The 18,719-nt window shown below is 70.5% G+C and carries 18 protein-coding genes; 7 read left to right on the top strand and 11 right to left on the bottom strand.

The window, feature by feature from the left end:
• The first annotated feature begins 139 nt into the window (after nt 1-139).
• Both K344_RS0104520 and K344_RS0104515 read left to right on the top strand, forming a co-directional pair.
• A complete protein-coding gene (locus K344_RS0104520) occupies nt 140-562 on the top strand; it encodes a hypothetical protein (RefSeq protein WP_028079659.1) in 423 nt (140 codons plus the stop codon).
• 192 nt (nt 563-754) lie between these two features.
• Nucleotides 755-1,966, top strand: a complete 1,212-nt coding sequence (locus tag K344_RS0104515) for a S8 family peptidase (protein ID WP_051361900.1) — start codon at nt 755-757, stop codon at nt 1,964-1,966.
• Between the two features lie 48 nt (nt 1,967-2,014).
• Here K344_RS0104515 and K344_RS0104510 read toward each other — a convergent pair whose 3' ends face one another.
• Nucleotides 2,015-2,362 (bottom strand): DUF4870 domain-containing protein, encoded by a 348-nt coding sequence (locus K344_RS0104510; RefSeq protein WP_028079657.1) that lies wholly within the window; start codon nt 2,360-2,362, stop codon nt 2,015-2,017.
• 182 nt (nt 2,363-2,544) lie between these two features.
• Here K344_RS0104510 and apbC point away from each other — a divergent pair, with 182 nt between their 5' ends.
• The 3 genes from apbC (at nt 2,545) to dcd (ending at nt 5,605) form a co-directional block, all read left to right on the top strand.
• Complete coding sequence (gene apbC / locus K344_RS0104505; RefSeq protein ID WP_028079656.1) at nt 2,545-3,627, top strand: iron-sulfur cluster carrier protein ApbC; 1,083 nt, start codon at nt 2,545-2,547, stop codon at nt 3,625-3,627.
• 419 nt (nt 3,628-4,046) lie between these two features.
• Nucleotides 4,047-4,973: a glycerophosphodiester phosphodiesterase gene (locus K344_RS0104500; RefSeq protein ID WP_043113810.1), complete on the top strand. Its 927-nt coding sequence runs from the start codon at nt 4,047-4,049 to the stop codon at nt 4,971-4,973.
• 68 nt (nt 4,974-5,041) lie between these two features.
• The gene (gene dcd, locus K344_RS0104495; protein WP_028079654.1) at nt 5,042-5,605 is read left to right on the top strand and encodes a dCTP deaminase; all 564 of its coding nucleotides are present in this window, start codon (nt 5,042-5,044) and stop codon (nt 5,603-5,605) included.
• 171 nt (nt 5,606-5,776) lie between these two features.
• Here the strand turns inward: dcd and K344_RS0104490 are convergent, their stop codons facing one another.
• From K344_RS0104490 to K344_RS0104460, 7 genes are all read right to left on the bottom strand, one after another.
• Nucleotides 5,777-6,169, bottom strand: a complete 393-nt coding sequence (locus K344_RS0104490) for a hypothetical protein (protein ID WP_157622769.1) — start codon at nt 6,167-6,169, stop codon at nt 5,777-5,779.
• 67 nt (nt 6,170-6,236) lie between these two features.
• Nucleotides 6,237-8,903 (bottom strand): protein kinase domain-containing protein, encoded by a 2,667-nt coding sequence (locus K344_RS23825; RefSeq protein WP_051361899.1) that lies wholly within the window; start codon nt 8,901-8,903, stop codon nt 6,237-6,239.
• Nucleotides 8,904-9,013: 110 nt separating this feature from the next.
• Nucleotides 9,014-10,414 (bottom strand): alkaline phosphatase family protein, encoded by a 1,401-nt coding sequence (locus K344_RS20220; protein ID WP_051361898.1) that lies wholly within the window; start codon nt 10,412-10,414, stop codon nt 9,014-9,016.
• A gap of 121 nt (nt 10,415-10,535) precedes the next feature.
• The gene (locus K344_RS0104475; RefSeq protein WP_157622767.1) at nt 10,536-10,952 is read right to left on the bottom strand and encodes a hypothetical protein; all 417 of its coding nucleotides are present in this window, start codon (nt 10,950-10,952) and stop codon (nt 10,536-10,538) included.
• A 77-nt stretch (nt 10,953-11,029) separates the two neighbouring features.
• Nucleotides 11,030-11,380: a hypothetical protein gene (locus K344_RS0104470; RefSeq protein WP_157622766.1), complete on the bottom strand. Its 351-nt coding sequence runs from the start codon at nt 11,378-11,380 to the stop codon at nt 11,030-11,032.
• 124 nt (nt 11,381-11,504) lie between these two features.
• Nucleotides 11,505-12,440 carry a response regulator gene (locus K344_RS20215; protein ID WP_051361897.1) on the bottom strand — a complete coding sequence of 312 codons (936 nt, stop codon included), beginning with the start codon at nt 12,438-12,440 and terminating at the stop codon, nt 11,505-11,507.
• A complete protein-coding gene (locus tag K344_RS0104460) occupies nt 12,437-13,744 on the bottom strand; it encodes an ATP-binding protein (protein WP_051361896.1) in 1,308 nt (435 codons plus the stop codon). The genes K344_RS20215 and K344_RS0104460 overlap by 4 nt, the downstream gene beginning before the upstream one ends.
• 156 nt (nt 13,745-13,900) lie before the next feature.
• Between K344_RS0104460 and K344_RS0104455 the strand changes: the two genes are divergently transcribed.
• Both K344_RS0104455 and K344_RS0104445 read left to right on the top strand, forming a co-directional pair.
• Nucleotides 13,901-14,386, top strand: a complete 486-nt coding sequence (locus K344_RS0104455) for a hypothetical protein (protein WP_028079649.1) — start codon at nt 13,901-13,903, stop codon at nt 14,384-14,386.
• A gap of 174 nt (nt 14,387-14,560) precedes the next feature.
• Nucleotides 14,561-16,048, top strand: coding sequence for a ShlB/FhaC/HecB family hemolysin secretion/activation protein (locus K344_RS0104445; protein ID WP_028079648.1), 1,488 nt, complete (start codon nt 14,561-14,563; stop codon nt 16,046-16,048).
• 16 nt (nt 16,049-16,064) lie between these two features.
• On the opposite strand, the gene egtD is transcribed toward K344_RS0104445, so the two are convergent.
• The 3 genes from egtD to K344_RS0104430 are packed head-to-tail and all read right to left on the bottom strand — an operon-like array spanning nt 16,065 to nt 18,561.
• Nucleotides 16,065-17,027: an L-histidine N(alpha)-methyltransferase gene (gene egtD / locus K344_RS0104440; protein WP_051361895.1), complete on the bottom strand. Its 963-nt coding sequence runs from the start codon at nt 17,025-17,027 to the stop codon at nt 16,065-16,067.
• Nucleotides 17,024-18,304: an ergothioneine biosynthesis protein EgtB gene (gene egtB / locus K344_RS0104435; RefSeq protein ID WP_028079646.1), complete on the bottom strand. Its 1,281-nt coding sequence runs from the start codon at nt 18,302-18,304 to the stop codon at nt 17,024-17,026. Before egtB ends, egtD begins: the two co-directional genes overlap by 4 nt.
• Nucleotides 18,301-18,561 carry a hypothetical protein gene (locus K344_RS0104430; RefSeq protein WP_028079645.1) on the bottom strand — a complete coding sequence of 87 codons (261 nt, stop codon included), beginning with the start codon at nt 18,559-18,561 and terminating at the stop codon, nt 18,301-18,303. The genes egtB and K344_RS0104430 overlap by 4 nt, the downstream gene beginning before the upstream one ends.
• Nucleotides 18,562-18,719: the final 158 nt, after the last annotated feature.

Genomic DNA, 18,719 nt, shown 5'->3' with positions numbered 1-18,719 from the left:
GGAGCGTCGTGGCGGGGCGGCGGAGCGGGCGGCGATTATCGCACGTCGCCGTGCGCGGCCCCGTGGCGCGCCGGGCGGGTTCAGGTGCGATTCAGCGCCGCGGCTTCAGCCTCGCCCGACGCATGAACAAGACCGCCGCATGACCCGTCCCTTGCTCGCCGCCGCGCTGGGATTGGCGCTGCTGATGCCGATGAGCGGACAGGCGCAGCCCGGCCATGCGGCACGGGGCCAGCACCGCTACATCTACTACCCGAAGAAGCAGATCTACTACGCCCCCGAGGCGCAGCTTTGGTTCTGGCGCGAGGGCGATGGCTGGTCGCAGGGCGCCGCGCTGCCGATGCTGCTGCAGCAGTACACGCACGACGGCTACAACGTCTATCTCGACGCCGAGCGTCCGTACGAACAGCAGAAGGCAGTGACGGACGGCTATCGGCGGCATCGCTGGACGCCGTACCGCCACGATGCGACGCACGCCGGCAAGCGCGGCGCGGGCGACGATCATGAAGACGGGCGGCCGGACCTGCCGTCCGCCGATCGCGACGATGGAATGCAGACAGAATGAGGAGCGTCATGGACGGCGCTCCCGAAAGCGTTACTGCTTGATCAAGCCTCCGGCGGGCCTCGCGGTCCGCCTTTCTTTTGCCACGCAGGCTCCGGGGTAAAACGCGGCACCCGGTGTCGCGCATGATCAGGGCCGAGGAGGGCGTCCGTCGCAAGGACGGGCGTCGCAGACGTCATCAACAGGGGAAGACGCATGAAACGCAAGACAGGTCTGGGCCGCCGGCTGCTGGCGGGTGCTGCATTGCTGCTGGGTGTCGGCGCGGCGCAAGCCGGCCAGCCGATCGCCAATCAATACATCGTGCAGTTCGACGCCGCCGCGCCGACGGCGCGCGGCCCCGCGCTCGGCCAGCGCGTGCAGAACCTGCTCGCGCAGGTCGGCGGTGGTCAGGTGCTGGCGCAGTACGAACACGCGCTGCTCGGCTTCAGCGCCCGCATGTCACCGAACCAGGCGGCGATGCTGGCGACGCTGCCCGGCGTCAAGCGCGTCGAGCAGGATCAGGTGATGACGGCGACCGCCACGCAGAGCGGCGCGACCTGGGGTCTCGACCGCGTCGACCAGGCGGCGCTGCCGCTCGACGGGCTCTATCAGTATCCGGACCAGGGCGGGCAGGGCGTGCACGTCTACGTCATCGACACCGGCCTCAACGCCACGCACACCGAGTTCACGGGCCGCGTCGCCGCCGGCCAGAACTTCGCGCCGAACCAGGGTGGCCTGCTCTGCAACCTGCTCGGCGTCGGCTGCAAGACCGATCCGGCCAATACCACGGACTGCAACGGTCACGGCACGCACGTCGCCGGCACCGCGGTCGGTACCACCTACGGCGTCGCCAGGAAGGCGACGATCCACTCGGTGCGCGTGCTCGGCTGCAACGGCAGCGGCTCGACCTCGGGCGTGATCGCCGGCGTCGACTGGGTGGCGGCGCACCGCATCCGGCCGGCGGTCGCCAACATGTCGCTCGGCGGCGGCGATTCGGCGGCGCTCGACGACGCCGTGCACAACGCCATCGTGCAGGGCGTGACTTTCGCGGTCGCCGCCGGCAACGACAACGCCGACGCCTGCAGCGGCTCGCCGAACCAGGTGCCGGACGCCATCACGGTCGGCGCCACGACCAGCGCCGATTCACGCGACACCAGCTATTCGAACTACGGCGCCTGCGTCGATCTGTTCGCGCCCGGCACCAACATCACCTCGGCCTGGTACACGAGCAACACGGCAACCAACACCAGCAGCGGCACGTCGATGGCGACGCCGCACGTGACCGGCGCCGCCGCGCTGGTGCTCGGCGCGCATCCCGGCTATACGCCGGCCGAGGTCACCGACGAACTGCTCGGCGCGGCGACGCTCGACGCGCTCGCCAACGTCGGCAGCGGCTCGCCCAACGCGCTGCTCTACGTGCAGCACTGAGGCAGGCGGCATCGAAAGAGCCGGGCCTCGCGCCCGGCTTTTTGGGGCCTATTGCAGCAGACGGATGGTGAAGGGGTAGCGGTGCGGCGTGCCCCGCGCGGCGGCGAGCGCGCCGAGGATGCAGAGCACGATGTTGCCGATCAGCAGGATCGGAAACAGCAGCATGCCGATCAGGGCGGCGCTGAGGATGCCGGCGATCACCCAGCCGATCAGCAGCGTGATCTGGAAGTTCAGCGCCTCCTTCGCCTCGCCGGCGACGAAGCCCGAAGGGCTGTCCTTCTTCAGAATCCAGATGATCAGGGCGCCGATGAAGCCGGTGAAGATGCCGAGCAGATGCGCGAGCATCGCCAGGTTGCAGTCGTCCTTGCTCGGAGCGGTGGAAACATCGGTGTTCATCGCGGACCCCCTGGTATCGGCGCTGCTGAGGGCCTCATCCTACGCCACGCGCCGGGCGCCGATGCTCGTCGCGGCGCGCGGCAGGGGCATGATCGGCGGATACGGCCGGCGCGGCCCCGGGGTGTAGACTGCGCGCCCCGTATTTCCGGCGCGCCGCGCGCGCCTCGCATCCGGAGTTGCCCATGGCCGTTTCCCGCGACGCCCTGCTGTCGGTCCTCGATGGCTATGTCCATCCGCTGATCGGGCGCGGCCTGGTCGCGGCCGGCGCGGTGACGGAGGCGGAGACGAGCGGCAGCGGGGCTCGCGTGCGCCTGACGCTGGGTTTTCCGGCGGCCGGCATTCGCGACGCGATGGCGCAGGATCTCGCCGAACACATCGGCGCCGCGCTCGGCGTCGATGTGCAGCTGGCCATCGGCTGGCGCGTCGAGGCGCAGGCGCTGCGCAAGAACCTGCAGCCGCTGCCCGGCATCCGCAACATCATCGCCGTGGCGAGCGGCAAGGGCGGCGTCGGCAAGAGCACGGTGTCGGTCAATCTCGCGCTCGCGCTCGCCGCCGAAGGCGCGCGCGTCGGTCTGCTCGATGCCGACATCTACGGCCCCAGCCAGCCGCGCATGCTCGGCGCCGACGGCCTGCGGCCGACGTCGCCGGACGGCAAGCGCATGCATCCGGTGGCGGCGCTCGGCCTGCAGACCATGTCGATCGGCTATCTGGTCGACGAGGACCAGCCGATGATCTGGCGCGGGCCGATGGTCACGCAGGCGCTCGGCCAGCTGCTCAACGAGACGGCCTGGGACGACATCGACTACCTCGTCGTCGACATGCCGCCGGGCACCGGCGACATCCAGCTGACGCTGGCGCAGCGCATCCCGGTCAGCGGCGCGCTGATCGTCACCACGCCGCAGGACATCGCCCTGCTCGACGCCAAGAAGGGACTGCAGATGTTCCGTCGCGTCGAGGTGCCGATCCTCGGCGTCGTCGAGAACATGGCCTGGCACGTCTGCTCCAGCTGCGGCCATCGCGAAGCGATCTTCGGCGAGGGCGGCGGTGCGCGCATGGCGGCGCAGTACGGCGTCGAGCTGCTCGGCCAGCTGCCGCTCGACCTGAAGATCCGCGAACAGTCGGACGGCGGCCGCCCGCCGGTCGCCGCCGATCCGCAATCGGACATCAGCCGGCGCTACCGCGACATCGCCCGCCGCGCCGCCGCGCGCCTGGCCTACGGCACGCCGGCAGCTGCGTTTCCGACGATCGAAATCAGCGACGACTGACGGCGCGCGGCTGGCCGCGCGTCGGCGATGCCCGCGGAATGTCGGCACGATGGACCGATATCGGTCCGCCACGCGGCCACAACGGCAGCCGCGGCTGGGCCTGTGCGCGGTGCTGGCGCTGGGCCTGGCGGCGTGGGGCGGCAGCTCGTCGGGCGCCGGGCGCGAGCCGCCGATCGGCTATGCGAATCCCGCCCGTCGCGGCGGCGCCGCAGGCGCCGTGAGCAAGGGCTTGCTGCCGAGCGAGGACGTGGCGCTGGTCATCGAGGCCGCGCAGCAGGCCGCGGTGCTTGAGGCGGGGCGGCGACGCGTCACGCGCCGATCATGCGTCCGGCCTATGCTTTTGCGCGCCGGCGCATCCGTGCCGGCCTTCGCAGAGGGGCGCGACGATGCGGCAAGGCGACGGACGGGCGCGATGGGCGGTGCTGCTGGGCACGTCGCTGCTGGCGGCCTGCAGCACCTCGGACAACATGCCGGACGGCGCCGCGCCCTTGGCGCGGCCCTATGTCTCCGCGCATCGCGGCGGCGCGGCCTACGCGCCCGAGAACACGATGCTCGCCTACCGCAACGCGGCGCGCCTCGGCGTCGACGATTTCGAGACCGATACCTGGCAGACCGCCGACGGCGTATTCGTGCTGCTGCACGACCAGACGCTGACGCGCACCACGGATTGCAGCGGCACGGTCACCGCCATGACGCATGCCGAGCTGCAGGCCTGCGACGCCGGCTATTGGTTCTCGCCCGGCCAGGGCACGACATCGCCGGACGATGCCGCCGCGCATCCGGCACGCGGCCAGGGCCTGACGATTCCCACCGCCGCAGAACTGTTCGCCTACGCCGCCTCGCTCACCGGCGCCTACCGGCCGACCGTGACCATCGAGATCAAGGACGTGCTGAACGCCGCGCGCGACGCCGCGGCACTGGTGACGCTGGTGCAGGCCAGCGGCATCAAGGATCGCATCATCATCCAGTCCTTCAGCGCGTTCGCGCTGAACCGCGTCAAGGCGCTCGATCCCGCCATCCGCACGCTGTACTTGAGCTCCGGCGTGCCGAATCCGGGCCTCGCCCTGGACCGCGCGATCGCCGACGGCGACGACTTCGTCGCGCCCTCGTACTCGGAGCGGGGCGTCGATGCCGCCTACGTCGAGCGCGCGCACGCCGCCGGCAAGGGCGTCGTGCCATGGACCGCGGACCGTGCCGCCGACCTGCAGGCGCTGCGCGCCATGGGCGTCGACGGCCTGATCAGCAACTTTCCCGGCTGCCTGCTGCAGCTGCAATCGCGCCTCAAGGCGAGGCGCATGCTGCCGGAGGAACTCGGCGGCGCCGACAGCGCGGTCTGCCGGTCCTGAGCGGCGGCCTCGGCGCGCCGGCCGGCCGGCGCCGCTACAATGCGCGCCGATCAACGGGGCAGACGCGCGTGAGCATCAAATCGGACAAGTGGATCCGCCGCATGGCGGCGCAGGGCATGATCGAACCGTTCGAGGCCGGCCAGGTGCGGCACGTCGACGGCCACAAGATCGTCTCCTACGGCACCTCGAGCTATGGCTATGACGTGCGCTGCGCCAACGAGTTCAAGATCTTCACCAACATCAATTCGACGATCGTCGATCCGAAGAACTTCGACGAGAAATCCTTCGTCGACATGAAGTCCGATGTCTGCATCATCCCGCCGAACTCGTTCGCGCTGGCGCGCACCGTCGAATACTTCCGCATCCCGCGCTCGACGCTGGTCGTCTGCCTCGGCAAGAGCACTTACGCGCGCTGCGGCATCATCGTCAACGTCACGCCGCTCGAACCCGAATGGGAAGGCCACGTGACGCTGGAGTTCAGCAACACCACGCCGCTGCCGGCGAAGATCTACGCCAACGAAGGCGTTGCGCAGATGCTGTTCTACGAATCCGACGAGGTCTGCGAGACGAGCTATCGCGATCGCGGTGGCAAGTACCAGGGCCAGACCGGCGTCACCCTGCCGAAGACCTGAGCGCGACGCGCGTGCGCGCGCAAAGCCGCGATCGCGTTCGCCGACTCGCGGGTCGCATCCCCGCCGTGCCGGCGGGGGCCCTGCTCCGCCGCTCGCGTCGACACCGCGGCGGCAAGTACCAGGGCCAGACCGGCGTCACCCTGCCGAAGACCTGAGCGCGCGGCGGCGTGGCTAACGCTTCTGCCGCGGCCGCAGCACGCTCCAGGCCGAGGACTTCGGGTCGGCCTGGTAAATGTTCTTGTCGTCGGCCGACAGGTAGAGATTGTTCCAGTACGCGGTCGTCATCGGCTTCGGTTGCGCCGGCGTCTTCTGATCGAGCAGGGCGGCGCAATCGTCGAGCGTCCGGGTCGGCGTTTCGCTCCAGTCGCTGCCGATCTTGATCTGGCAGTTCGGCAGCGGGTCTTCCGGGCCGATGGTCGTCTTCGGCACGTAGGCTTCGGACGAGATCGTCGCCGGCTTGAAGGTCTGCTCGGCCGGTGCCGGATCGGCGACGGGCGGCGCGGCCTGCGCGAGCGGCAGCAGCGTGGTGGCGCAGGCGACGGCGAGCAAGGCATTTCGCAACATGACGACTCCGGACGGTGAACCTGCGCCTATCTTAGGCGCGATCGGCGCTGCGGCGTTGCGGCGATCTTCACGATCCGCCGTCCCCGGCGTCGGCCGCCGGCAAGCGCGCGCGCAGGGCGACGAGTTGCGTCGGCAGGTCCAGCTCGGGTGCGGCAACCTGCAATGACGCCGGCCTCAGGTCGCGCAGCAGCGCTGCGGCCTCGCCCGGACGCGCGTCGGCGACGAGGCATTGCGCGAGCTGCAGTGCGGCGTATTGCGTCTGCGGATGATGGGCGCCGTTCTGCAGCAGAAGGCCCTGGTGCGCGGCCTGCAGCTCGGTGATGCCGTCTCCGCGCGCGCCGGCCCGGCAGCGCGCATGGCCGAGCGCCCTGCGCGTCGCCAGCGTGTAGAAATTGTCTCGGCCGAGCTGGCGGGCGTAGGCCAGATAGGCGATGCGCAGGGTCTCGGCGGCGCGCTGGTAGCGGCCGGTGCGCGCGTAGAGCTCGCCGAGTCCGGTCATCACTTCGAGCGTGTGCGGATTGTCGGCGCCGAGCGCGGCGGCCGTGCCGCGCAGCGCGGCGTCGAGCAATGCCGCGGCCTCGTCGTAGCGCTTCAGGCCCAGCAGGTTCATGCCGTGCAGATAATCGAAGCGCAGGCGCATCGGGTCGTTGCGCGGCCCGCGCCCGGCGAAATCGCCCTGCAGCTGCCGGAACAGCACCTCCGCCGCTTCGCCGCGGCCGGCGCGGCTGTGCACGACGGCGAGATTGGCGCGCGCCTTGATGAGCGCCGGCCCGTCGTGCGGATCGAATTCGAGCTGTGTCGCGATCACGCCTTCGCAGGCCGGCTGCGCGGCCTCGTACTGCTCGCGCCAGATGTGGAAATAGCAGTGCGCCTGCTGCGACAGCAGCCGCGTCTCGGGATCGTCGAGGCGCAGCGACCGGCGCAGCGCGTCGGTGCCTTCGAGCAGTTGCCAGGCCTCGTCGAAACCGGAGGCGTCGATCAGATCCAGCGCGAGGCGATAGCGCGCCTGCTGCGTGCGCCGGTCATCGATGCCGACGTGTGTTTCGAACAGGCGCACTGCCTGGCGATCCTGCTCGATCGCCTTGGCGATCTGCATGGCCTCGCCGTAGACCTGACCGATGGTCATGCGCACCGTGGCTTCGACGAGCGGCTGGTCGGCGAGCTGCGCGTCGATGCGGCCGACGGCGTAGTCGATGGCATCGCGGATCGTCGGCTCGCCCGTGGCCAGGCCGGCGTAGGGTGAAGCGGCGCCGAGCACATCGCGATTGAAGAAGCGGTTGACGGCATCGGCGGTCGCCGCGTTGCGCTGCGCCTCGTGGCTGGCCTGCAGCGTTTTCGCGTAGAGGAAAGCGACGGCACCGACGCCGATCGCCAGCGCCGCCGCGGTGGCCAGCAGCCAGGGCCGCCGGGCGCGGGCATGCTCGACGAGGCGCTGCGCTTCGACCTGGCGCTGCTCGGCCGCGCGTTGCGCGGCACGCTGCGCGGCGAGCTGCGCGTGGCGCTGTTCGAGATCGCGCAGGCGGCCGGCGAACTCGCGCGCCGACGGCAGGCGCCGCTGCGGATCGCCGTGCGTCGCGGCGGCGATGTCGCCGCGCAGCAACTCGTCGTCGATGTCGTGCTCCCAGCCGGAGGCCAGGGGCTTGCGGAAATCGCCGGCGAGCATCTGGTAGAGCATCACGCCGAGCGCGTAGACGTCGGCCAGCAGAGTCGGGCTGTAGCCGGCGATCACCTCGGGCGGCAGGTACGGCAAGGTGCCGGCGCCGGACGAGGCCCGCTCGGCGGGATCGCCGATCTGCGTGAAGCCGGCCTGGGTGATGCCCAGCGCGGCGAGGCGCTCGGGCTGCAGCAGATGGCCGCTGCCGAAATCCGTGAGGCAGATTTCGGGCTGATGATCGTCACCGTCGTGGACCAGGATGTTGGCCGGCTTGAGGTCCTTGTGCAGGATGCCGACGTCATGCGCGTCGGCGACCGCATCGGCGACGTCGGCGAGCAGGCGCAGACGCAGGGCGCGCGGCACCAGGCCGATGCCGCCGTGCTGCGTCGCCCATTCGAGCAGGTCGAGGCCGCCGTAGGCGCACTGGATGAAGAACGGCGGCTGCGCGAAGTTCCAGTCGAGCACGCGCGCGAAGCGGCGCGATTCGGGCAGCTCGCGGTGCAGCAGGCGAGACAGCGTCACCTCGCGACGCAGCGCCGCGAGGCCGCTGCCCAGGGCGCTGAACTTGAACACGCACAGCGCCTTGTTCCCGTCGCGCGCCAGCCACACGTCGTTGACGTGGCTGTGGCCGAGGCCCTGCAGCAGCTGCCACTGTGGTCGCAGGGGCACCGGCTCGCCCGCCGCCAGCGCCGGCAGGCCGGCCTGGCGCACGCCGAGAGTCTGGCGATGCACGATCGCCGCCAGCTTGTAGCCGACGCGGTGCACGGTGACGATGATCGCGCCGGCATCGTCGCGCAGCGCGGTGCGCAGCTTCTTGATGGCGCTGTGCAGCGCGCCGTCGGTGATGTGGCTGTGACCGTAGACGGCGCTGATCAGCTCGTCCTTGCGCACGACTTCGCCGGCGCAGCGCAGCAGGTGCTGGAGAATCTGCAGCGGACGCGGTTCGAGATCGACCGGCTCGCCGCCGACCGTCAGCTGCCAGCTGCCTTCGTCGAATTCGGCGGCCGCGAACCGCCAGATGCTGATCCGGGCTTCCGCCGCGCCCGGTGCGGACGATTCCGCGCTCCTGTGTCGTGACACCGCTCCCCCGTGCGCCCGGAGGCGCGTCCGAGCGCCTATTGTTCGATGCCGGGGAGGACGGTTCAAGCGGCGCGGCGACGAACGTCGCTGCGCCGCCGCGCCAGCGAGGCTCAGACCGGGAAGCCGAGGCTGCGCGCGAAGGCCGCCAGCGCCTCGTTCTCGCGCTGGTGCTCGACGCGCGCGCGCGTCACCGGGTCGAGTTCGTGCAGGGCCTTGCCGGCCGCGGTGCTGGTATCGGTCGAGCACAGCGGGTCGGTCGGGCCGGCCGGCACGGCGAAGGCCGGCGCGTCGCCGCGCGGCGTGTTGTCGAGATCGAGCGCGTAGGCGATGTTCAGCGAACTGGCGCCGCGCACGCCGAGCGGCTCGAAGCCGAAGCGCCAGGCGATGAAGTTGAGGATCGAGTTCGGGTCGAGCGGCAGATGGCTGACGTAGCCGCGCCGCGCGCGCGGGCCGATCAGCATGCAGGGCACGCGGAAGCCGAGGCGGCCGTCGTTGCCGAGCGCCGCTTCGCGGTCCGAGACCGGCGCGATCGGCGGCGGCACGTGGTCGAAGAAGCCGCCCCACTCGTCGTAGTTGATGATGAGCAGCGTCTTCTCCCAGTTCGGCGAGTTGCGCAGCGCCTCGTAGATCTGGTTGAGCCAGGCCTGGCCGAGGCGGATGTCGGCTTGCGGATGATCATCCTCGGACGTGCCGTCCGGGCTCTCGACGTTGAACTTGGGGTCGACGAAGCACACCGACGGCAGCTCGCCGGCCGCCGCGTCGGCGAGAAACTGCTCGTACTTCTTCGAGATCAGCAGGGTGTCGCTGATGCCGCCGGCCAGGGCGATGAACGGCAGGTCGCGGTAGTAATAGCGGCGCGACACGCCGGCCACCGCCAGGCGATCCCAGATGCTCGGCAGGACGGACACCTTGAATTCGTTCGACAGGCGATCGGTCTGGCCGAGGTGCATGTACATGCGGTTCGGATAGGTCGAGGCGAGGATGCCGGAGAAGTAGCGGTCGCAGACCGTGTATTCGGCGGCGATGCCCTTGTAGAACGGCAGGTCGTCGGCGGTGTAGTAGCCGATCGGGAAGACGTCGCCGACCTGCGTCGGATCGGTCAGCAGCCAGCCGTCGAGCTTGCCGTCGTCGTAGTGCACGCGGCCGCCGTCGTAGCTGTGATCGGGGTCGCCGAGGCCGCAGCCCTGGTAATCCGGCGCCAGCCTGTAAGTCTTCTGCGGCTTGCCGTCGCGGTCCTTGAACGTCAGCCCGGCCTGCTTGCCGTCGGCGCCCGGCACCCAGCCGAGGAAATGATCGAAGGAACGGTTCTCCATCATCACCACGACGATGTGGTCGATGCCGATGTCCTCGGGACGGTCCGGCAGCACGGCCTGCTCGTAGCCGGATTCACCCTTGTCGTCGCTGCCGCTGCTGCAGGCGCCGAGCAGGCTGGCGCCGGCGGCGGCGCCGGCCACGCCGGCGAGAAAGCGGCGGCGGCTGTGGTTGCGCGGATCGCGCGTCGATTCATCCATGGACATCCCCCGAAAAGAAAAGCGCAAAGCCTAGCGTCGCAAGATGACGGCCTCACGATGCCTGTTTTTTGTCCGGCCGCCGCAGCCGCGGGGGAACGGCGCGGCGGTCCGCCTCAAGGTATCAAGGTCCGCGGCGGTCGCGCAGCCGGATCCAGTCGTGGCCATTTGTCGACTGGAAGATCGCCGCCTGCGTCGCGCTCAGGAAGCTGCCCTGCCAGTAGGCATGCCGCAAGCCCCGGGCGTCGTATGGCGCGGTGCTGGCGTCGAGCGCGTCGACACACTGCGCGAGCGTCAGCTGCTCGCGCGGCAGCCATTCGTCGCCGGCCTGCAGGCTGCAGGCACCGAGCGGCTCGACGGCGACCGCCCGCGCTTCGGCGGGCGCCTCGATCGGCCGCCCCTGCAGCGGCGGCGTGTCGGACGGATGGTCGGGTGCGGCGTCGGCCGCGATCGCGCCGAGCACGTCGGCGGGCGCCTGCGCCGCCGCCGGACCGGCGAGCAGCGCGCCGATCAATATCCACGCCGCCGGGTGCCGCCCCATGATCGCGCTCCGTCGAGGACCGCGACCATCATAGCGGCGGCGCGGCGCGCTGGCGCGGCCCTGAAGCCGCCGCGGGGTCAGTAGCGATACGGCGGCAGGCGATGCACGTAGGCGATCGCCGCGCCGTCGGCGCGCGCCTTGATGTCGACGACCGCCCGACGAATCAGCTGGTCGGCATAGCCGCGCGCGCTGAGGTAGTGCTGTACCGGCATCAGCTGCGGCTCGCAGCTGCGCTCGACGTCGCCGGCCAGCTTGACCGGCGTGCTCGCCTCGCTGCCGAGATAGCGATCGCCCAGCGTGTCCTGCAGGCACTGCCGGTACGAAACGCCGAGGCTGCGCGCCTGCTGCAGATCGGCGGCGCTGATCGCCGACTCGGCGTGTGCGACGGGTGCTGCCAGGACGGCAGCCAACAAGAGACAACGACGCATGTACCACTCCCCCCGGATTCGCCGGGTCCCTGTCACACCTTGGAACAGCCTACTTTTTCGGCGACGCAAAGGCTGTGCCGCGGCGGACCAGAGGAGCGAATCGGCGGACCGGCGTTACGCCGCCTCAGGACGCCGCGCCAGCGCGGCGCATGCGGGTCAGAAAACCCATGACGCGAGAGGCTACGCTGCTTTCCTCCGGCGCGCGAATCCGCTCGACGGCATGCGCGGCGCGCAGGGCCGGCGCGGTGCGCAGCAGGCGGTGATGGCGCAGGGCGCTGGCCAGGCTCATGCTGAAGGCGCCGCGACGCAGGGGTTTGGGCAACAGGCGGTAGACCTGGCCCTGGTTGATCAGGCCGATGAACACGGAAACGTCGGCGAACGGCGTCAGCACGATCGTCACGATCTCCGGGTGTTCCGCCTTCAGCATCTTCAGCAGGCCGGTGACGCTCTGGCCGCCGAGCGCCAGTTCGGAAACGACCACGCCGACCGCCTCGCGCTCGAAGGCGGCGAGCGCCTCGTCCAGCGTGCGCGCCCAGAGCACCGGCTGCGAGGTGCCGACGATGTCCTGCACGGTCTTGTAGATTTCGGCGTCGTCGTCGAGCACGAGGATCGCCTCCGCCGCGTGGTCCACCGGGGCGACGGCCTGGCCGGTCTCGGGCTGCGGCGGTGCCGCCGGGCCGGCGGCGAACAGCGATTCGGCGATCTCGGCCGCCTGGCGCACGGTGTGGCGCAGGTCCTCGGCGTCCCAGGGCTTGTTGACGAAGCGGAAGATCTCGCCCTCGTTGACCGAGGCGACGACGGCCTCCAGCTCGGAATAGCCGGTGAGCAGGATGCGCATGGAGTGCGGCGAGCGCGCGCGCACCTGCTTGAGCAGATCGGCGCCGCGCATCAGCGGCATGCGCTGGTCGCTGACCACCACATGCACGCGCTGTTCGGTCACCGCACGCAGGGCGACGCCCGGATCGGTGGTGGCGATGAGCGCGTACTGGCCGCGGAACAGCATGGCGAGCGAGCGCAGGATGCGCTCCTCGTCGTCGATCAGCAGCAGCGTCGGCTTCATGCCTCGGATTCCCGGACGCCGGCCGGCGCGCGGCGCGGCAGCGAGATGACGAACTTGGTGCCCTGGCCGAGCCTGGACACCACGTGCAGGGTGCCGCCGTGCGCGTGCACGATCTGCTGCGAGATCGACAGGCCGAGCCCGGTGCCCTGGCCGACCGGCTTGGTGGTGAAGAACGGGTCGAAGATCTTCGCCAGGTGCTCCGGCGCGATGCCGCGGCCGTTGTCCTGGATGTGCACGCGCACCCAGTGGTCATCGGCCTCGGTCTTCAGCAGCAGCTTGCCGCCGTCGCCGTCGATGGCCTGCGCGGCGTTGTTGATGATGTTGAGCAGCACCTGGTTGATCTGCGACGGCGAGCAGCGGGCCGGCGGCAGGGCGGCGTCGTAGCGCTTGATGACCTCGACGCGGTGCTTGATCGCGTTGTGCGCGATCACCAGCGTCTGCTCGAGGCAGTCGTTGAGCGAGACGTCCGCCGTGCGCGCCTGGTCGAGACGCGAGAAATTGCGCAGGTTGACGACCAGGTCCTTGATCGTGTCGACGCCGTGCAGGGTGTCGCGGAACAGGGCGCGCGTGTCGGCGACCAGGCCGGCGTCGGCGAGCGAGGCGCCGCGTGCCTGGCAGCTGGCGATCTGTGCGGCGAGCGTCGCCTCGTCCAGCGTCTCCGAGGTCAGCAGGTCGAGCAGCGTCTGATGTTCGGCGAGCGCGCCGACGCCGTCCTCGAACAGGTCGCGGATCATTTCCACGTTGTTGCGCACGTAGCCGAGCGGCGTGTTGATCTCGTGCGCGACGCCCGCGACCATCTGGCCGAGCGAGGCCATCTTTTCCGACTGCACCAGCTGCGCCTGCGAGGCCTTGAGCGCCGCGTACGCGTCGTCGACGCGGCGCTGCAGGGCCGCCAGCAGGTCGATGGCGATGCCCATGCCGGCGTAGGCGCCATCCTGCTCGATGATGAAGTCCTCGGTGATCGGCGCGCCGAGATGCGCGGCCACGTAGCGCGCCGCGTCCTCCAGCGGCGCCGCCAGATCGACGCGCAGCGGTGCGGCGTTCATCAGGCTGGTCACCGGCCGCGTGCCGTACAGCTCGCGGCCGAAGCGGCGCAGGAAGACGTTGTTCAGCGTGTGGCGGCTGATGGTGCCGACGATGCGGCCGCGCTCGCCGATCGGCAGGCACAGCAGGCGCGCGTGGCCCGGCGCGAGAAAGGCATCGGCGGCGGCATCGACCGAACTCGCCGCAGACAGCGGGGCGACGTCGAGCCGCAGGCGCGCGAGATCGGACGGCGGGACATCGACGTGGACGGGGGCGTTCATGGCGGCGCGCGAATGCTAGCCGGCGCAGATGACGACTTCATGGCGAGGATGAACCTCGGCCGAACGCCGGCGGTTAGCGTTGGTTCAGCTGCCGCCGGGCAGAGTGTCGATCGACGATGCCCAGTCGTCACGACAATTCATAGACAGGAGATGGCAATGAAAGGAATCATTTTGACGAGCCTCGGCGCCGGCCTGCTGGCGACAGGCATGGCCGCCGCGCAGGCGGCCGACACGACGCCGCTGGCCGGTGGCGACCGCACGGCCGTGCAGGACGCCCGCGAGCAGAACGCCCAGGCGCGCCAGGATCTGCGCCAGCAGAACCGCAACCAGGCCGAGGACCAGCGCCAGCAGAATCGCAACCAGGCCGAGGATCAGGCGCAGGCCAATCGCAGCGAGCGTCAGGAGATGCGGCAGGATTTCCGCAGTGACCTGAACGACGCCGACTCCGCCTCCGACAAGGCGGGCGCCGTCCGCGACTACGCGCACGACCGCGCCAAGGCGACGAAGGACAATGCCCAGCAGGCGCGCGACACCGCCAAGGACAACCGTCAGCAGGCCAAGGAGCGCCGCCAGAACAACCGCGAACAGGCCAAGGATCTGCGCCAGCAGAACCAGGAGCGCCTGCAGGACGCCAAGCAGTAATCGTCGCGCTGCCCGCCTCGCGGGCAGTTTCATTTCCATGCGCATGCGGCGCGGGCGCGCCGCATGCGTCTTCGTGCGTCGTGCCGGCGCTTACGGCGCGACGGCGATCATCAGGGAGAGATCCATGGGGATTTACCAGTCCGCCGCGGCGTCGACGAGCGATGGAGAGCCGACATGACGATCGCGCTGCCGCCACCGCTGCCGCCGCAGGAGACCGACATCGCCGATATCGCCGATCGCGGCGCCGCCGCCGCGACGGTCGGCGCCTATCGTCTGCACCTGCCGCAGACGCCGCGCCTGCCGGCGCGTACGCTGCGCGCGGCGGTCGACGGCGCCATGAGCGTCGACGAACTGCTGCATGGCCTGGCGCGCGCCTACTACGAGCAGGGCCTGCTGTCCGCGCAGCTGCGCTACGCGCTCGATGGCGATGACGTCTACGTGCTCGTCGAACAACGCCGTGTCGCCGAGGTGCGGGCGCCGCGCGTGCTGATGCCGTATTTCGAACCGCTGGTCGGCGCGCCGTTGAACGAGCGCACGTTCGAAAAGCGGCGCGCGCTCGCCAACGTGCAGGCCGAGCGCGCCGGCATCGAGGCGCAGACGCAGCTGGAGGAGACGCCGAACGGCCTGGTGCTCGACATCGAACAGGAAGGCGGCCGCCGCGACACCAGCAGCGCGCGCGCGGAGATCTGGAACCCGGGCAATCGCTTCGTCGGCCGCAATTTCCTCGATCTCGATCTGCGCCACAGCAATGTCGTCGGCGATCAGTTCAAGCTGCTTTGGCACACCGCGCTGACCTGGCTCGGCGACGCCAACGCCGACCATTTCAACGAAGAGACCTTGACCTGGAGCCGCGCCACGGCCTTCGGCGCGATCGGCCTTACCGGCCATGCCTTCGACTATCGCGGCGAGGACGATCTCGACGGCCAGCTGCGCGAGCTGCAGGCCGCCTGGCTGTATCCGGTGGCGGCGACGCTGCGCAGCCGCTGGCTGCTCGATGTGCGCGTCGAGTACACGCACGAGCAGCGTGATCTGCGCCCCGAGGACGCCATCGTCACGCAGCGCGAGGAATATCCCTCCCTGCAGATCGGCACGCACTATTCGCGCAGCGGCGCCTGGGCCGGCAGGCCGCTCGATGCCGACCTCAGCCTGACGGCGCGCCAGGGATTGCGCGGCGGCGAATCGGGCAGCGGTGCCGATCTCGGCTACCTGCTCGGCCGCGCGAGCGCCAGCTTCAATCTCAAGCTCAGCGACGCATTCGATGCGGGCCTGGCGCTCGCCGGCCAGTACAGCGGCGACAGCTTGCCGGAGCAGAGCCAATGGGTGCTGGGCGGCATCGACAATGTCGCCGCCTATCTGCCGGGCATCGCGGTCGGCGACAGCGGCGCCTACGCGTCGCTCGATCTGCAGTACGCCGGATGGCGTGTCGCCGATCTGCAGCTGAAACCGCGCGTATTCGCCGAATACGGCTACAGCCGCCTGGCGAACGACGCCGGCCTGCCCGCGATCCAGCTCGCCGATGTCGGCGCCGAACTGCGCGCGAACTGGCGCTTCGCCGAAGCCAGCCTTGCCGCCGCCATGCCGGTGCAGCACAGCGGCGTCGCCGATGATCTGCGCCGGCGCAGCGAGGCCAATCTGCTGTTCCGCGTGGCGGCGAGGTTCTGACCCCCGCGGCAGCGCTTCAGCGCAGCGGCACCAGCAGCTGCACGCTGAAGCGCTGCCGCGCGTCGGTCCACATGCGCTGCACGCGCAGGCCGGCCCTGGCGGCGAGCGCGGCGAACTGCGGCAGCGAATACTTGCAGCTGCATTCGACCAGCATCGCTTCGCCGGCCGCGAAGTGGAAACGCCAGCCGGCGACGCGGACGTCCTGCTCGGCGAGGCTGACGATGTGCGTCTCGATCCGCGAAGCCTCGGCATTCCAGCGCGCCCGATGCGCGAAGCGGCGCAGCTGGAAGTCGGCGCGCAGCTCGCGGTTGAAGCGCGCCAGCATGTTGAGCGTGAAGTCGGCGGTGACGCCGGCGGCGTCGTTGTAGGCGGCCTCGAGCGTGGCGGCGTCCTTGCGCAGATCGATGCCGATCAGCGCGGCGCCGGAGTCGCCGATCTGGCGGCGCATCTGGCGCAGCAGGGCGAGCGCCCCGGCGTCGTCGAAATTGCCGAGCGTCGAACCCGGGAAGTAGACGACGCGGCGGCGATGCGGCGGCAGGACGTCCGGCGCCAGCGAAAACTGCGTGAAGTCGGCGCAGACCGGCGCGATCGGCAGGCCCGCTGCCAGCGCCGCGATGCGCCTGGCGCAGCCCTGCAGCGCCGACGGCGAAATCTCGACCGGCACGTAGGCGGCGCATTCGCGCAGGGCGGTGAGCAGCCTGGCCGTCTTGCGCGCGCTGCCGCTGCCGTACTCGATCAGCGCGACGCCGGCGCCGAGCGCGTCGGCAATGTCGGCGGCGTGAGCGTCGACGATCTCGAGTTCGGCGCGCGTGAGGTAGTACTCCGGCTGCTCGCAGATGCGTTCGAACAGCGCCGAGCCGCGGGCGTCGTAGAAGAACTTCGACGGCAGGCGCTTCGGCGTGCGGCGCAGGCCGCGCAGGACCTCACCGCAGTAGTCGGCGGCGGCAAGCTCGATTCTCGCCGGACGCGGGCGGCTCATGCGTCTTGCGCCAGGCGGATGCCGGCGAACTGCCAGCGATCGTGGGGGTAATAGAAATTGCGGTAGCTCAGCCGCGCGTGGCCGGCCGGCGTGACGCAGGCGCTGCCGCGCAGGACAAACTGCCCGCTCATGAACTTGCCGTTGTATTCACCGACGGCGCCGGCCAGCGGCTGGAAGCGCGGGTAGGGCAGGTAGGCGCTCGCGGTCCATTGCCAGCAGTCGCCGAACAGCTGCGCGACGCCGGCGGTCGTTTCCGCGGCACGCGGCAGCAGGCGCGGCGCCGCGTCGTCGCTGTCCTCCTGCGCATGCTGCGCGGCGAAGTCTTCCCACTCCGCCTCGCCGGGCAATCGCGCGCCGGCCCAGCGCGCATAGGCATCGGCCTCGTAATGGCTGACGTGGCACACCGGCCGGTCGGGATCCAGCGCGATGCGGCCGTACAGCGTGTATTCGCTGTCGAGATCGGCCGACCAGTACAGCGGATGCTGCCAGCCCTGCGCCTGCACGGCGGCCCAGCCGTCGGACAGCCACAGCGATGGCCGGCGGTAGCCGCCGTCGGCGATGAAGGCACGGTACTCGCCATTGGTGACGAGGCGGTTGGCGATGCGGTGCGGATCGAGCAGCACGCGGTGGCGCGGGCGCTCGTTGTCGAAGGCGAACGCCTCGGTCGCGGTGGCGCCGATGTGGACGATGCCGCTGCGGCCGTCGAGCCAGCGCAGTGGCGTCGCCATGCCGGCCGGCGGCACGGCGGCGTGGCGGTAGCGCGGTTCGAGCGGGTTCAGCGAGAACAGATGCAGCAGGTCCATCATCATCAGTTCCTGATGCTGCTGTTCGTGCTCGAGGCCGAGCCGGATCAGCGCGCCGGCCTCTGCGTCGACGCCGTCGGCGATGCGGCCGAGCATGGCGGCGTCGACTTCGGCGCGGTAGGCGACCACATCGGCCAGCGTCGGCCGCGACAGCAGGCCGCGCTGCGCGCGCGCGTGCAGCGGTCTGACGCCCTGATAATAGGAGTTGAAGAGAAAGTCCCAGCCGGGCCGGCGCGGCCGGTAGCGGGCGTCGCGAAGCAGCACGAAGGTCTCGAAGAACCAGCTCGTGTGCGCGAGATGCCACTTGAGCGGGCTCGCGTTCGGCATCGACTGGATCGCCGTGTCTTCGGCCTCCAGCCCTTCGCAGTGCGCGAGCGTGGCGGCGCGCACGCGCGAATAGTCGATGGCGAGCGTCGCCGCGCGCGGCGGCGACGGCATGGCGTCCGCCGGCGGACGCAGCGCGCTGACGCTCATGGGCGGCGGTTCGCGCGCCGCGCCGCGCCGCGGCCGCGCGGCGGCCGCCGACGCGGGCGGGGCGTGCCGACGGCGGCCGGCGTGCCTTGCCGTGCCGCCTCGGCCTCGAGCCGCGCGAGGCGCGCCTCGATCTCCGCGGTGAGTTGCGCGGCGCCCTGCAGCACGAAATGGATTTCGTGTACGGCCTGGCGGATGAAGCGCCACTGTTCGGATGGCCGGCGGACGAAGGCGGCGAGCAGCTGCTTGATCGGTTCCATGATCGTGGATCTCCTGTCGCGCCTCACCATGGGCGGCGGACCATGAACATGCTCTGAACTCTCGTCGTCGCCGCGACGCTGCGTCGGGCATCGGCCACGACGACGACGCGGCACGCGCGCTCTAGGCCGCGTTTGGCGCGCGCGACGCCGCCGCGGGC

It is taken from the genome of Solimonas soli DSM 21787, assembly GCF_000474945.1.
GTDB classification, from domain to species: Bacteria; Pseudomonadota; Gammaproteobacteria; order Nevskiales; family Nevskiaceae; genus Solimonas; species Solimonas soli.
Note: the sequence above shows the minus strand (reverse complement) of the source record. Positions and strands in the feature narration are given on the sequence as shown.